Annotated in this window: 14 protein-coding genes; all 14 read right to left on the bottom strand. The window is 70.8% G+C overall.

Going from position 1 to position 14,886, the window contains the following annotated elements; translation table 11 throughout:
• Positions 1 to 55: 55 nt before the first annotated feature.
• The 14 genes from N8I87_RS38035 to N8I87_RS37970 all read right to left on the bottom strand — a co-directional run bounded on the left by N8I87_RS38035 (position 56) and on the right by N8I87_RS37970 (position 14,855).
• Positions 56 to 280 carry an MbtH family protein gene (locus tag N8I87_RS38035; protein ID WP_317633528.1) on the bottom strand — a complete coding sequence of 75 codons (225 nt, stop codon included), beginning with the start codon at positions 278 to 280 and terminating at the stop codon, positions 56 to 58.
• 64 nt (positions 281 to 344) lie between these two features.
• The gene (locus N8I87_RS38030) at positions 345 to 1,145 is read right to left on the bottom strand and encodes an alpha/beta fold hydrolase (RefSeq protein WP_263215417.1); all 801 of its coding nucleotides are present in this window, start codon (positions 1,143 to 1,145) and stop codon (positions 345 to 347) included.
• A 32-nt stretch (positions 1,146 to 1,177) separates the two neighbouring features.
• On the bottom strand, positions 1,178 to 2,485 hold the full coding sequence (gene dpgC / locus N8I87_RS38025; protein ID WP_263215408.1) for a (3,5-dihydroxyphenyl)acetyl-CoA 1,2-dioxygenase DpgC: 1,308 nt from the start codon (positions 2,483 to 2,485) through the stop codon (positions 1,178 to 1,180).
• On the bottom strand, positions 2,482 to 3,141 hold the full coding sequence (dpgB, locus tag N8I87_RS38020; RefSeq protein WP_263215407.1) for an enoyl-CoA-hydratase DpgB: 660 nt from the start codon (positions 3,139 to 3,141) through the stop codon (positions 2,482 to 2,484). Before dpgB ends, dpgC begins: the two co-directional genes overlap by 4 nt.
• Before the next feature lie 14 nt (positions 3,142 to 3,155).
• On the bottom strand, positions 3,156 to 4,211 hold the full coding sequence (gene dpgA / locus N8I87_RS38015; protein ID WP_263216866.1) for a 3,5-dihydroxyphenylacetyl-CoA synthase DpgA: 1,056 nt from the start codon (positions 4,209 to 4,211) through the stop codon (positions 3,156 to 3,158).
• Positions 4,212 to 4,452: 241 nt separating this feature from the next.
• Positions 4,453 to 6,672: an aminotransferase class I/II-fold pyridoxal phosphate-dependent enzyme gene (locus N8I87_RS38010; protein WP_263215406.1), complete on the bottom strand. Its 2,220-nt coding sequence runs from the start codon at positions 6,670 to 6,672 to the stop codon at positions 4,453 to 4,455.
• 307 nt (positions 6,673 to 6,979) lie between these two features.
• Positions 6,980 to 8,236 (bottom strand): ABC transporter permease, encoded by a 1,257-nt coding sequence (locus tag N8I87_RS38005; protein WP_263215405.1) that lies wholly within the window; start codon positions 8,234 to 8,236, stop codon positions 6,980 to 6,982.
• Entirely contained in the window at positions 8,233 to 8,949 is a 717-nt protein-coding gene (locus tag N8I87_RS38000) for an ABC transporter ATP-binding protein (protein ID WP_263215404.1), read from the bottom strand. The genes N8I87_RS38005 and N8I87_RS38000 overlap by 4 nt, the downstream gene beginning before the upstream one ends.
• Complete coding sequence (locus N8I87_RS37995) at positions 8,946 to 10,322, bottom strand: peptidoglycan-binding protein (RefSeq protein WP_263215402.1); 1,377 nt, start codon at positions 10,320 to 10,322, stop codon at positions 8,946 to 8,948. Before N8I87_RS37995 ends, N8I87_RS38000 begins: the two co-directional genes overlap by 4 nt.
• The gene (locus tag N8I87_RS37990) at positions 10,319 to 10,837 is read right to left on the bottom strand and encodes a hypothetical protein (RefSeq protein ID WP_263215401.1); all 519 of its coding nucleotides are present in this window, start codon (positions 10,835 to 10,837) and stop codon (positions 10,319 to 10,321) included. The genes N8I87_RS37995 and N8I87_RS37990 overlap by 4 nt, the downstream gene beginning before the upstream one ends.
• 181 nt (positions 10,838 to 11,018) lie before the next feature.
• Positions 11,019 to 11,255, bottom strand: a complete 237-nt coding sequence (locus tag N8I87_RS37985) for a ferredoxin (RefSeq protein ID WP_263215400.1) — start codon at positions 11,253 to 11,255, stop codon at positions 11,019 to 11,021.
• A gap of 14 nt (positions 11,256 to 11,269) precedes the next feature.
• Entirely contained in the window at positions 11,270 to 12,439 is a 1,170-nt protein-coding gene (locus tag N8I87_RS37980; RefSeq protein ID WP_263215399.1) for a cytochrome P450, read from the bottom strand.
• A gap of 11 nt (positions 12,440 to 12,450) precedes the next feature.
• Positions 12,451 to 13,623, bottom strand: coding sequence for a cytochrome P450 (locus tag N8I87_RS37975; protein WP_263215398.1), 1,173 nt, complete (start codon positions 13,621 to 13,623; stop codon positions 12,451 to 12,453).
• Positions 13,624 to 13,676: 53 nt separating this feature from the next.
• Positions 13,677 to 14,855: a cytochrome P450 gene (locus N8I87_RS37970; RefSeq protein WP_263215397.1), complete on the bottom strand. Its 1,179-nt coding sequence runs from the start codon at positions 14,853 to 14,855 to the stop codon at positions 13,677 to 13,679.
• Positions 14,856 to 14,886 lie beyond the last annotated feature (31 nt).

The raw sequence follows: 14,886 nt of genomic DNA, 5'->3' as shown, positions 1-14,886 counted from the left end.
GGCCACAGATACCACCTCTGTCTTGTCTCGGGATTGCTGTCGGGAACGGGCCGGTTCAGTTGGCGGTCTCGTACTTGCTCATCTCGTCGATGAGGCTCTGCGGACGCATGTCCGTCCAGTTCTCCTCGATGTAGTCGAGGCACTCCTTGCGGCTGCTCTCGCCGAAGACGGTCCGCCAGCCCGCCGGTACCTCGGCGAACACCGGCCAGAGCGAGTGCTGGTTCTCGTCGTTCACGAGCACCAGGAAGGAGCCGTTCTCGTCGTCGAAGGGGTTGGTCATGATCACTCCCGTCAGATGGTTGTCGCACGGAACGTGCGCAAATGCCTTGGGAAACACGTGTGTGTTATGCGGCGAAGAAGTCGACGATCGCGGAATTCACCGCTTCCGGCTTCTCCAGATATCCGTAGTGGCCGCACCCCGCGATCTCGGTGTAGCGGCACCGTGGGATGGCGTCGGCCACTTCCCTGGCCAGACGGGGCCGCATGACCAGGTCGTCGCCGAATCCGATCACCAGGCACGGACATGCGATGGCCCGGTACGCGGGCCGCCGGTCCGGGATCATCTGGAGCGCCAGCTGTCCGCGCACGCTCGCGAGGTCGACCATCGACATCTCGAAGACGTCGAGCCAGTCTCGCAGCCGGGCCTCGTCGTTGAGCGTGGCGGGCGAGAGGTTCTGCAGCGCCTGTACGTAGGCCGCGTAACGCGGCGGGACCTTGATGTCGCTGTCGCAGAGTTCCAGCTCAGCGGCTGTCATGGCGTCGGTGAGGGCGTCGGCTCTGGCCGTGGTGGCCATCAGCACGGCCTGCCGCACCAACTCCGGCCGAGCCACGAGCAGTTCCTGGACGACGACGGCCCCCAGCGAGAAGCCCACGATCCGGCACGCGCCGATGCCGAGGTGGTCGATGAGCGAGGCGACGTCCGCCGCCATGGCGTCGAGCGTGAATCCGTCCGGGCACGGATCGCTCGGCGGGATGCCCCGGTTGTCGAGTGTGATCACCCGGTGGCCCGCCGCTCTGAGGGCGGGCACCTGGTGGGTGCGCCACATCCGGCCCGGCGCTCCGGTGCCGGTGACCATCACGACGGGATCCCCCGTGCCGTGGTCGTCGTAAGCGAGGTTGATCCCGTTGATGCGGGCAACCGGCATGTCCTGTACCCCCTTTCATCCGCCGGGTTCGGTCACCCGGCGCGCCCCGCGAACCTGCCGACCTTGTTGATGACGTCCTCGCCGTACAGACGCAGTGCCTGTTGCAGCGCGAACTCGGCCATGTAGCGCCGGAAGTCCTCCGGCGGGTCCTCGGCGACGCGCAGCATCCTGCGGTTGGGCACCACGGCCGGCGCGCTGAGCCGGTCCGCGGCCCGGGCCGCGGCGGCGTCGAGTTCCTCCGGCTCCACGGCCTCGTCGAACAGGAACCGCGCGTCCGGCTCGGTCGCGAAGACACGGCGGCCCTGGAGGATGATCTGGCGGGAGCCTCGCGGCCCCAGCGCCCGGCCGAGGCGGAAGTTGCCCGCGCCCGGCACGATGCCCTCCCGGGCGGCCGGCAGGCTGAAGTACGCGTCCGACGCGGCCGCCACATGGTCCAGGACAAGGAGCAGTTGGGCCCCGCCGCCGATCGCGAAGGTGTCGACAGCGCCGACCCACGGCTTCTCGATCGTGGGCGACCGCCAGGAAGCCGCCTCGTCGACCAGCACACCGCGCACGAGCTTGTGGATGTAGCCGATCTCGCGGCGGAGCAGAAACCCGACCAGCGAGATGTCTCCGGCGTGCAGGCTCTTGAGGTTGATGCCCGCGCTGAACACCCGCCGCCCACGGTAGCGGGGGTGGGTCATCTTCCCGCCGCGCAGCACGCCCACGGACACGTCCGGGTCGAGCAACGCGATGTCGACGGCCGTCTCCATGTCCTCGACCTGGGCCTCGTCCTCGGCGTTGAGGCAGTCCTGCCGGCACATGGTCAGATGCGCCACGCCGTCGCGCCGCTCGAGCCGCACCGAGCGCAGTTCGAGCCGGCCGGTGGTACGGAACTCCGGCAGCAGCTCCAGCGCCCGCGGCGTCGGCCGCAGCATGGCGTCGAGCAGGTGCGCACCGGCCACCGGCGACCGCAGGACCGCCCTGAGGAAGATCCCCTGGTCGATCTCGTAGCCTTCCTTGCCGGCCTGGCGGTTGGCACGCTCGGACGCCAGCTGCGCTGCCGTCGGCACCAGGCCGGGGCAGGCGTCCGCCGCGGCCTCGACCAGCTCCGGCAGCCGCAGGAAGACCGAGCGGCTGTCGGTGAGTTCGTCGTAGACGGCCTCGGCATGCCGGTCCAGGAACCGGGCCCTCTCGGTGCGGGCCACGTCGTGCGCCGCGGCGATCTCGGCCCGCTGGGCCGGAGTTCGCTCGGCGGGCTCCGGCAGGGCGGCGACCAGCTCCGCCACGCGTGCGGCGGCTTCGCCGATGCCCTGCGGCACACGGAACCCGGTCTGCTCGGCGACCCGTACGACGGTCATGAGGCCTCCTTGGCGGCGATCGTGCGCAGTTGGCGGTCGCAGGCCGCCAGATGGGTGCCCAGCGCGTCCTCGAAGCTCGTGGTCGCGGCGTCGAAGAGCAGCTGCCGCCGGATCGCGATCTCCTTGCCGGACAGGCCGCTGACCAGCCCGGCCGTGGCGGCCACCGCGCTCGCCGGGTCGACGACCAACTCGTCGACGATGCCCAGCGACACCAGTTCGGGCGCTTCGAGCGACAGCCCGAAGAGCACGGCCTTGCGGATCCGGGCGGTGCCGGCGAACCGGACGAGGCGGTAGCCGGCCATACCGGGCCAGGTGGCCTCGCCGTCGTGCGGTATGCGCAGCCGCATACCGGGCGTGGCCACCCGGATGTCCACGGCGAGGAAGGCGTCCAGCGCCGTACCGCCGCAGTCACCGCGGGCCACCGCGACCGTCGCCACGGGCAGCCGCTCCAGTCTGCGCAGGGCACGCTCCCACTTGCTCACCAGCATCACGTCCAGACCGTCGGCCCAGTCGTCGCCGGGGGCGCCGGCCACCTGCACGCAGACGATGCCGCCGCCGCGGTCCTCGGCCTCGTCGCAGAGCGAGGCCAGTGCCGCGACCGTCGTGGCCGTGGGCGGCCTGGTCCCGTCGATCACCAGCGTGAGCGGTTCGCTCATCACGCCCTCCGCGCTCACCATCGGACCAGCGCCGTCTCGATCGTGGAGCCGGGCCCCATCGTCATGAGGACGCCGTACTCGCCGGGCCTGGTGACGCCTTCGTCGAGGAGCCGCTCGTAGGAGAACAGGAACGAGCCGCTGGAGACGTTGCCGTGGTCGCGCAGCACACCGCTGGTGTGGCGCACGTCGTGCCGGGTCAGCCCGAGGTTCACGGTGACGGCGTCGATGACCTTCTTGCCGCCGGAGTGCACCAGCCAGTGCCGGATGTCGCTGCGCCGCAGCCCGGTGTCCTCCAGCAGGCGGTCGACGACGATCTCGGCATGGGCTCCGACCACATACGGGATGAGGGGGTCGAGATAGAAGCTGAACCTGCCCTGGTCGCGGTCCCATTCGTAGCGCATGGCGTCGACCGCTTCGGGGATGATGCAGCTGGCGAACTTCAGGATGCCGGGGCCCTCGCCGCCGGCCGCCCCGCCCGGCCCGTGGGCGCCTTGGCTGATCAGCGCGACGGCGGCGGCGCCGTCGCCGAAGAGGCTGTTGACGACGGCGGTGCGCATCGTCCCGTCCATGGCGTACGCCGAGGAGCACGCCTCGGCGCACAGTACGACGGCGAGCTCGCCCGGGTGCGCGGCGGACCAGCCCGCCACCACGTTCAGGGCGTTCAGGCCCGCGTTGCAGCCCATGCCGACGATGTCGGAGCGGCCGCAGTGGCGGTCGATGCCGAGTTCCTTGATGAGCAAGGCGCTCAGCCCGGGGGTGAGGAAGCCGGTGGAGGTGACGCAGCACAGATGGCGCAGGTCGGACAGCTCGGCGCCGGCCCGCTTCAGACAGGCCCGCAGGGCCTCCGCCCCCATCTCGACCGCCGACCGCTTGTGCTTGTCGAGGAGATCGCCCTGCGGCTCCGAGACCCGCACCCCCGTCTCGTCCGCGGGGGGCAGCACCAGGTGCCGACGCTCGATCGCGCTGTTCATGAAGACCGAGCGGATCCTGAGATCGGTGATGGCGAAGGCGTCGAGCACCTCCTGCTGCGTGTACGAGGTGGCGGGCGCGGCCGTACCGACGCCGATCATCCGCGGACGGGCCGCGGCCGGGTCGAGGCGCACGCCGACCGGGACCGGGGACCCGAGCAGATCCGCTTCCGGCGCTTCAGGAATTGCGACATTGACGGTCATCGGAAAGTCCAACCCCACATTCGCGGCTTGCTGAACAGCCGTCGCCGCCGAGTGACACGAACGCTGATCACGTGCATGCCTTTCTGAATCGATCGCGAATTGGTATGGATACACCTGCGGATAGGTGTGCGAATACGTGTCAGGACGCCTCTGCTTCCGCTTCGATGAAGCGGACGAGCCGCCCGATGCCCTCTTCTATTTCCTCGGGCGTCAGATAGCTGGTGGACAGGCGGAGGGCGCGATGGCCGCCGCCGTGCGGATGAAAGTTGCGCATCGGCGTCCAGATGACACCGAATCCCTCCGCGGACCGGGTCAGAGCCGCGTCGTCCGCCTCGAAGGGCACCTCGACCCGCAGAAAGAATCCGCCGGTGGGCCTGTTCCACCGCACGCCGAGGGTCTCCCTGCGGGCGGCGGGCAGGCGCCGATCGAGCTGTTCGAGCGTGGCGCGCATGGAGCCGCCGTAGTACGCGGCGGGGCCGGAGTTGAGCTCCGACACCCGGCCCCGGGCAGCCAGCAGGGTGCCCGCGACAACGGCCTGGCCGAGGGACGAGGTGTTGACCGTCACCATGCTCTTGATCTTGGCGAGTTCGTCGGCGAGCAGTCCGGTGCGGCCGGAGTCGTCCACGACCCGCTGATCCGCGACGACGAACCCGACCCGGGCGCCGGGGAAGACGGTCTTGGAGAACGAGCCGAGGTGCACGACACGGCACGCTCGGTCGAGCGACTTCAGCGTCGGCAGCGGCGGCCCGGGGCTGACCAGCCGGTACGGGCTGTCCTCCAGGATCAGGATGCCGTGCCGGTCGGCCAGTTCCAGCAGTTCGGTACGGCTTTCGAGGCTCAGCGTGGTCCCGGACGGATTGGAGTGGTCGGGGACCACGTAGAACGCACGGGGCCGGCGCCCTCGGGCGCGCTCATCGTGGATCGCGGCCTCGACGTCGGCACAGTGGACCCCGTCCGCGCGCTCCTCGACGCCACGCACGGGGACGTCGAGCAGCCGGGCCGCGCCGGTGATGCCCACGTAGCACGGGCTGGCGTGCAGCAGCACGTCCTCGGGCCGCGCCATCAGGGCGCGCAGCACGAGCAGCATGGCCTCCTGGGCGCCGACGGTCACCACGAGGGACTCGGCGGGGACGTCGATGCCCTCGTCGACGCGCAGGGAGTCGGCGAGGATCTCACGGATCCGACCGGCGGTCGGGCCGTACTGGTACATCGCGGTGCGGATGTCCTGCTCCGAGGCGCCCTGTTCGGCCAAGTGGTCCAGATAGCCACGGACGTGGGTGAAGATCTGTTCGGTGGCGAAGAACCCGTCGTAGGGGCGGCCGGGTGCGAAGGAGATCGCGTCGGGGTAGCGGAACGTCACCTCGTTGAGGAAGTTCATGGTGTCCAGGACCGGGTCCGAGACGCTGGCGTGCAGGTCTGTCTTGCGCAGGACGGGCGGAGGCTGCGGCCCCGCCGCGGCAGGGGCCGGATGCGCGAAGTGGGCCGCGACCACGGTGCCCAGTCCGGCCACCACCTCGGGCCGTACGTCGGCGACCGTGCCGGTTCCGGTGAACGCCATGGCCTCGGTCAGTTCCGCGACGAGGCGGTCCAGGGCCCGCGGCAGGCCCTCGGGCCCGTCGGCGAGCAGTTCGGCAACGGCCAGGTGGCCGAGCAGCACCGCGTCGGCTCCGTGGGCGAGGGCCACCAGCACATCGGCGCCGCGCCGGATGCCGCCGTCGAGCAGGACGGGGCAACGTCCCGCGACGGTCGCCGCGATCTCCGGCAGCGTGTGCAAGGAGGCGGCCAGGACGCCCTCGGCACCCGCGTCGAGCGCTCGTACGACGTCCACGGCCGTGCCGATGCCCGCGGCGAGGAGCGGAAGTCCAGCGGCCTCGCGTACTGCCACGAGGGCAGGGAGCCCGAGGTGGTCGGGCGTCGCCAGCAGTGCGCCGAACCCGGCTGCCGGCGCGCGGCGGGCGAGGCCCAGGGCCGCCTCCCGGTCATCCACGCCGGGGAGTCGCAGCCAGGGGGCCGGGCCGACGGCCGCCGTCACGTCAGGGAGTTCGCGTGCGCCGTACGCACTGACGACGGCCGGGAGACCAGCGGCGCCGGCCGCCTCGACCACGGCGATCTCGTCCTGAAGACGGGTCGGCGCGGCGAAGGGCCCGACGGCCAGCGGCGCGACCCACGTACGGTCGAGGATCTTGGTCGCCGTATCGGGCAGGCCGGCCGCTCCCGAAGTCCCCTGGCGCAGCCCCGCCCGGGACAGCGCCTCGCGGTTCGACGCCCAGGCGCGCTCCTCTGCGGCCAGGACGTCGTCCGGCACGCGGGCCGTGCCATGCCGTGCCGACGTCGTCCCGCCGGCCCCCCGTACCGCCATGAATTTCCCCCACAAGCAGCGGCCAATTGCGTTCGCTTTCCGGTGATTAGATTTTCATGAGCGACGCGCGTCTACAACGGCGTCCAACTCACCGGAACGCAACAGCACCCATGCGACGGGGGACTGTTCCTGCTTATTCTTGTGGGGGACCCAATTCAGCGGAATCGTAAATTCCGTGAGAGCCGTGGGCCGGGTGTCCAACCGTGAAAGGCGGACGGTTGGACGGCACGGCCGGGCGTCGTGGAGCGGTGGCCGTGCAAGCGGTGCTCCTGCGAACGGGGGGACATTCCGGCACGAGCACCGCGGCCTAGTGGGCGGCCAGCGCCTCGGTCGGAGGCAGTCGGGCCGCTCGTACGGCCGGATAGAAGCCGGCCAGACCGCCGATGACCAGGGTGGCCCCGACGCCCCCCGCCATCGCCCAGACCGGCACGATGGAGGGCCAGTTCTGGTAGGCGGCGTAGCCGCCGGTGACCGCGATGCCCAGCAGCACCCCGCCGACGCCGCCGAGGCCGGACAACAGCAGCGCCTCGGACAGGAACTGGGTGCGGATCTGGCCGCGGGTCGCGCCGAGGGAGCGGCGCAGCCCGATCTCGGCGCGCCGTTCGAGGACGGAGATGACCATGGTGTTGGCCACGCCCACCCCGCCGACCAGCAGCGCCACGCCGCCTAGTCCCAGCAGCAGGCCGCTCAGGGCGTCGTCGGTGGCCTCCTTGGCGGCCAGCGCGTCGGAGGGCCGGGAGACATCGACCTCGCCGGGGCTCTCCGGGTTGGCCGTGGCGCCGAGTACGCCCTGGACCTCGGTGACGGCGGACTCGTCGGCCCGCGTGTAGATCGTCGTCGGGTAGCCGTCGAAGTCCAGCTGCTTCTCGGCGACGGGCCAGCCCACCAGGGCCACGGAGTCCATCGCGGGCAGCAGTTCGTTGGGGGCGAGCAGACCGACGACGGTGTACCAGCGGCCGCCGAGCCAGACCCGTACGTCGGATCCCGCCCGGTAGACCCCCAACTGCTCGGCGGTGTGGGATCCGAGGACCACCGCGGGGTAGCGGCTGCTCGCCTTGTTGAGCCACTGACCGTCGACGACCTCGCCGCCGATGGACTTCAGCAGGTCCAGGCGTGCGGCGTTGACACTGAGGCCGCCGGTCTCCTCCTTCGGCATGTGGTCGTTGCGGTAGATCTTGGCCGTCGTCTTGCCGACGGCCGAGACGGACTCGACGGACGGGTTGTTGGCGATCATCCCGATGGACTCCTCCGGCAGGTGCGCGGAGTCGCCGGCCAGGGTCTGGCCGGGGGTGACCGTCAGCAGGTTGGTGCCGAGTGCGGCGAGGCGGCGGTTGAGGTTCTCGGTGGACGAGCTGGAGATGCCGACCACGCCCACCATGGCGGCGATGCCGATCGCGATGCCCAGCGCCGACAGGAACACCCGCATGGGTCGCGAACGCAGTCCGGAGCCGCCGACCCGCACCACGTCCGCGAACCCCATCCGGGCGGGCTTGGGCCGGCGGGGCGCGGGTGCCGTGGGGCCGTCGGACCCCTCGGGCTTGCTCGTGATGTCCAGCGCGCTCATCCCGCAACCTCCTCGGTGACGCGGGCGAGCGGTATCGGCCGACGTCCGGAATCGTGCTCGATCCGCCCGTCCTTGACCCGTACCTCTCGGGGCAGGGACGCGGCGATGTCGCGGTCGTGGGTGATGACCAGGACCGTCGTCCCGGACGTGTGCAGCTCGTGCAGCAGCGCCATCACGGTCGCTCCGGAGCGGGAGTCCAGCGCGCCGGTCGGTTCGTCGGCGAGCAGCAGCGGCGGGTCACCGACCACGGCCCGGGTGATGGCCACCCGCTGCTTCTCGCCGCCGGACAGCTGGTGCGGCTGGTGGTAGAGCCGGTGGCCGAGGCCCACCCGCCGCAGTGCGCGGGCCGCCAGCCGCCGGCGCTCGGAGCGCGGCATGCCGCTGTAGAGCAGTCCGTCCGCGACGCTGTCGAGTGCGGGGACTCCGGGCGCGAGGTGGAACTGCTGGAAGACGAAGCCGATGGTGCCCGCGCGCAGCGCGGACAGTTCGCGGTCGCTGAGGTCGTCGATGTCGTGGCCGTCGATGCGCACCGTGCCGGCCGTCGGGCGGTCGAGCGTGCCCATGATGTTGAGCATCGTGGACTTGCCCGAGCCCGACGGGCCGACGATGGCGAGCAGTTCGCCGCGCTGGATGACCAGGTCGACGGCGTGCAGCGCGACCACGTCGCCGTACGTCTTGGAGACCCCGGTCAGATCGACGATGGGTCGGGTCACTTGGGGACCCCCACTTCCATCCCTTCGTGGATGCCACTGCCGGACACCTCGACCAGGCCGTCGGCGAACATGCCGGTCTTGACCGGGACGTACTCGACGCCCTTGTCCGTGACGGCCTCCACGGAGTACTGCCCGCCGGGCTGGACGACGAGCGCGTTGATGGGCACGGCGAGCACGTTCTTGCGGGTCTGCGACTTCAGGGTGACGTCGACGCCGGCCGCCTGGTAACTGCCGAGGTCGTGCTGGTTCTTGACCTTCAGTTCCACGGGCAGAGTGGGCGTCTTGCTGTCGTTCGAGTCGCTGCCGCTGCCGGAGGAGTCCTTGTTGGCGGGCGCGGTCGGGCTGCCGACGTCCGTCACCTCGGCATCGACCGTGGTGTCGTCGGGGAGGGCCACGGTGGCTTTGACGCCCTTGTGGACCAGGCCCTCGTACTGGACGTCCAGGTCCACGGTGATGACGCGTTCGGTTCCCGTCCAGGACAGCACGGTGCCGCTCGACTGGTCGCCGGGTGAGGCGTCCACGGCGGAGACCCGCCGTGCGCCGGATGCCACGACGGCATCACCGGGCTGTACGACGCCGGTCTCGTCCCGGCCCAGGTCCTTCTGCCACTCCTTGACGGCGTCGGCGGTGCCGGAGGTGTACTCGTCGTCGACGGTGAATCCGGTGTAGCCGAGCTTGGCGAGGTTCTGCTCCAGGACCTTGACGTCGTTGCCCTCCACACCGTCCTTCAGGGCGCGGTAGAAGGGCACGGATCCGTAGAGCAGCGGCACCGACTCCTCGTCGACCTTGTACACGGGTTTGCCGCGCTTGATGACGTCGCCCTCGCCGGGCGTCCAGGTGATGGTCCCGGAGGAGGAGTCGCCGCCGGAGGTGCCGCTGCCTGCCGAGCCGTCGCCCTGCGAGGACTGCCCGCCACCGCTGGCACCACTGCTCCCGCCGGAGGAGCCCGGGGCCTTGACCGTGGTGACGTCGCCGTAGCCGAGGTTGCCGTCGACGGTCTCCGTGCTGGTGAGCGTGGTGCGCTTCACCTTCGCCGTGGCCGGCGGGCCCGATGGGGCCGCGGCGGCGGACCCGCCGCCGTCACCGCCGAAGGCGCCCGAGGCGGCGGCACCGGCCGCCGCGGCGACCGCGATGGCGATCACCACGATCATCGCGAGACGGGCGGGCCGACGCGGCCGGCGGGCGCCCGGCGCGGGCGTCTCGTCGCCGCCCTCACCGCCCTCGCCGCCGTCCGCGACGGCGAGGGTGCCGTCGTCGCCCTGCGCGGCCAGCGCCTTCGAGGTCTCGCGCGCCGCCTCGGCGTTCTCGTGGAGTTCGAGGGCGCCGCGCTCACCGCCTGCCCGGTTCAGCTCATGCGTGCCTTCGGACGTCACTGGGGACCGCCAGGACCCGCGAGCCTGAGCATGCCGCCGGGGAACTTGTCCTGGCACGCCTGCTGCGCCTTCTGGAACGCGGGGTCGCCAGGCGTGATGCCGGAGTCGCCGACGTTCACGACCAGTTCGTTGCCGTTGATCTCGGGGTCGGGCATCTTGGGCAGACCGTTCTTGCGCATGCACTTGGCCCACTCCGCGGCCTTCGCCGAGTCGACGGTGCCGCCGTTGGGTCCGCCCTGGCCCTGCGGCATCTTGTCGCGGCAGGCCGACATCGCCTTCTGGAACTCCGGTGAGTTCGGGTCCACGCCGCTGCCGGGACCGATGCGGACACGGCCGTTGCTGTCCGGCTCCGGGTCCGGGTACTTGGGCACGCCGTTCTCACGCATGCACTGCGCGAAGGCCACGGCCTGGTCGGCACCGGAAGTGGACGACGAGGAACTGGGATTGTCATTGGTCTGGGCCTCCGACTCACCGGAGCAGCCGCTCAACCCAAACCCGAGGATGACTGCGGACATGGCCACTAAGGTCTGCGAGATGACTCGCTTGCGTGTCGTGAACATGGGCCAAGTTCTACGGTGCGGGCGGTCACACGCCGGGCACAAAGTCCCGGGCACCCGATGAGGGCGAAATCCCGTGGGCGCACATGGCGGCGCCCCCGCCCTCGGATGATCCATCGGGCGGGGGCGCGCGGGCCGGTCAGCTCGCCTCGGAGGCGCTGGGCTGCTTCGTGTGCTCGTCGTCGTGCCGTAGCGTGATCGCGCCGGCCGGGCATCTGGCGGCCGCCATCCGTACCGCCGTGACCTGTCCGGGGCCGGGTGACGCGGTGTGCAGGAGCACCTTGCCGTCGTCGTCGGACTGGTCGAAGACCTCCGGCACCGCCATCATGCACTGGCCGGTGCCCAGGCAGGTGTCGCGGTCGACCCGTACCTCCATCCTCTCTTCTCCTCTCACCAGGTGACGGGCAGGACTTCGAGGCCGTACTGGGGTGCCAGCGGGCGGAAGCGCAGTTCGCCCGGCGGGACGGCCAACCGGAGATCCGGGAAGCGGCGCAGCAGTGCCGCATAGGCGATGCGCAGCTCCATTCTGGCGAGGGCCGCGCCCACGCAGAAGTGGATGCCGTGGCCGAACGCGAGATGGTTGGTCTGTTCGCGGGTGATGTCGAACCGGTCGGGCGGCGCGCCCGGCGGCTGGATGCGATTGGCCGCGAAGAGCGAGACGTCCACGAGGTCACCGGCCTTGATGACCTGGTCACCCATGGGCACATCCGCGAGCGCGGTGCGGGGTGAGGCGGTGGAGACGACCGAGACATGACGCAGCAGCTCCTCCACCGCACCGTCCGTCAACTCCGGCTGTTTCCTGAGCAGTTGGAGCTGATCGGGGTGCTCCAGCAGTACGAGGGTGCCCAGCGCCAGCATCTCGGCGGCGTTCTCGAAGCCGCCCGCGACGAGCGAGGCGCAGACGCCGCCCAGTTCCCTGTCGTCCAGGTCCTCGCCGTGCCCGAGGATCAGCATGCTCAGCAGGTCGTCGCCCGGCGCGCGGCGGCGCTGCGCCACCATCCTGACCATGTAGGCGTTGAACGCCTTCATGGCCTGGATGTTCTTCTTGCCCCGGCCGGAGGAGCGGATGTCGAGGGTGCGGGCCAGCTCGGCCTGGTCGTCCCGGGGCACGCCGACCAGCGCGCAGCCGACCAGGCCGGGCACGGGACGGGCGAAGTGCCGCATGAGGTCGGCGGGCTTTCCGGCCCGCTCCAGGACGTCCAGCCGGTCCTCGACGATCCTCTCGATCAGCGGCTCCATCCGCCGCATCCGCCGCACCGTGAACTCCGGCGTCAGCATCTGCCGCAACCGCGTGTGCTCCGGCGGGTCGTACTGCAACAGGTTGCCCGGCTCGACCAGCCGACGGGAGGCCTCGGCGGTCTCCGCCGGCGGTCTGGTGGTGAACCGCTGTGCGTCACCGAGGACCGCGCGCGCCTCCTCCCGGCCGGAGACGACCCAGTCGTTGGCCCCGGGCCCGTCGTCGCGGACGAGAGGCGTCCGGGCCGCCATCCGACACAGCTCGGGCACGGGGTCCACTCCGTCCCGGATCCGGTGGACGGGCACCTCGGGTGGCTTCGGCATGGCAGGCATCCTCACCAGACGACGGGGAGTGTCTCGACGCCGTACTGGGGCGCCAGCGGTTTGAAGCGCAGCTCCTCCCGGGGCACGGCCAGCCGCAGCCCGGGGAAGCGCCGCACCAGCGCGGCGAAGGCGATACGCAGATTCAGCCGCGCCAGCGCGGCCCCCACGCAGAAGTGGATGCCGTGGCCGAACGCGAGATGGTTGGGGTGCTCACGGGTGATGTCGAGTCCGTCCTGGTCCTCCTCTCCCGGCTGCGCCCGGTTGGCCGCGAACAGGGAGCAGATCACGCTGTCGCCCGCCTTGATCACCTGGTCCCCGATCCTCACGTCCTCCAGTGCGGTGCGCGGGGAGGCCACGGGGATGACGGACACGTAGCGCAGCAGTTCCTCGACCGCCTGGTCCATCAACTCGGGCTTCACCCGCAGCAGTTCGAACTGCTCGGGGTGGGCGAGGAGGGCGAGGGTGCCCAGGCCCAGCATGCCGGCGCTGTTCTCCCAGCCGGCGGCCATCTCCGAGGCACAGATGCCGATCAGCTCCTCGTCGGTGAGTTCGTCGCCGTGCTCGCGGAGCAGCATGCTGAGCTGGTCGTCGGCCGCTCCCGGGTCGCGTCGCTTCTGCGCCACGAGCCGGCCCATGTAGCTTTCGAACGCCTTGGCCGCCGCCTGCTGCCGGGTGCGGTTGGCGCTGCGGCTGAGGTCGAGGTTGCGGGCCAGCTCGGCCTGGTCGTCACGGGGCACTCCGAAGAGCGCGCAGCCGACCAGGCCGGGCACGGGCCGGGCGAAGTGCCTCATCAGGTCGGCCGGTTGTCCGGCCCGCTCCAGCACGTCCAGCCGGTCCTCGACGATCCTCTCGATCAGCGGCTCCATCCGCCGCATCCGCCGCACCGTGAACTCCGGCGTCAGCATCTGCCGCAACCGCGTGTGCTCCGGCGGGTCGTACTGCAACAGGTTGCCGGACTGGGTGCGCCGGGCCAGCGAGGCGCTCGCCTCCGGCGGCCGGTTGCTGAACCGCTCCGCGTCACCGAGGACCGCGCGCACCTCCTCCCGGCCGGAGACGACCCAGTCGTGGAACCCGGAGCCGGAGTCTTCGAGGACCGGCGTCCGCTCGGCCATCCGGCGCAGCCCCGGCAGCGGGTCCATCCCGTCACGGCCCTGGTGCAGGGGAATGTCTGTCGGTTTCGGCATGGGTGGATCCCTTCCTTCATACACCTCGTGGAGCCGCCGGACGTGCCGTTCCGCTACCAGGCGACGGGCAGCTTCTCGACGCCGTACGTGGCCAACAGCGGCGGCCGGAAGCGCAGTTCCTGACGGAGCACGGCCAGGCGCAGACCCGGAAAGCGGCGCAGGAGTCCCGTATAGGCGGTCCGCAGTTCCATCCGGGCCAGTGCCGCGCCGACGCAGAAGTGGATGCCGTGCCCGAAGGCCATGTGCGAGACGTTCTCGCGATCGACCCTGAACTCGTCCCTGTCGGTGTCGTCGAGCTGCGCGCGGTTGACGGCGAGCAGGGAGCAGGAGACGATCTCGCCCTCTTTGATCTCCTGGCCGCCGATGGTCACGTCCTCCAGCGCGGTACGCGGCGAGGCGATCGGTACGACGGCGACGTACCGCAGCACTTCCTCGACCGCCTGATCCATCAACTCAGGCTTCTCCCGAAGCAGTTCGAGTTGGCCGGGGTGGTCGAGGAGTGCCAGGGTGCCGAGGCCGAGCATGCCGGCGACGTTCTCCATGCCGGCGGCGATGACGGACGCGCAGATGCCGACGAGCTCCTTGTCGGTGACGTCGGCGCCGTGGTCCTGGATCAGCATGCCGAGCATGTCGTCGCCCGGGTCGCGGCGCTTCTGCTTGACGAACCTGGCCAGATAGCCGTCGAACGCGTTCACCGCGGCCTGCCGCAGTTGCCAGTTGCGGTTGGCGCGTCGGCTGAGGTCGAGGTTGCGCGCCAGTTCGGGCTGGTCGTCACGGGGCACGCCGAGCAGTGTGCAGCCGACCAGGCCGGGAATGGGCCAGGCGAAGTGCCGCATCAGGTCGGCCGGTTGTCCCGCCCGCTCCAGCACATCCAGCCGGTCCTCGACGATCTTCTCGATCAGCGGCTCCATCCGCCGCATCCGCCGCACCGTGAACTCCGGCGTCAGCATCTGCCGCAACCGGGTGTGCTCCGGCGGGTCGTACTGCAGCGGATTGCCGATCTGGGTGATCTGCCGGGACTCCTCCTCACTGTCCGCGGGCGGCCGGGTGGTGAACCGCTGCGCGTCACCGAGGATGGCCCGCACCTGTTCCCGGCCGGTGACGATCCAGTCGTGGATGCCCGGTCCGGTGTTCTTCAGCATCGGTGTCTCGGCGCTCATCCGGCTCAGTTCGGGCAGCGGTTCGAGACCGTCCCGCGTGTGGTTCTGCAGAACTTCCGGCGGCTTCGGCATTGGCGGATCCCTTTCGTCGACTTCGTCGCGT

The sequence above is a fragment of the Streptomyces sp. HUAS 15-9 genome, assembly GCF_025642155.1.
Lineage (GTDB): Bacteria > Actinomycetota > Actinomycetes > Streptomycetales > Streptomycetaceae > Streptomyces.
This window is presented reverse-complemented; position numbering and strand designations above follow the sequence as displayed.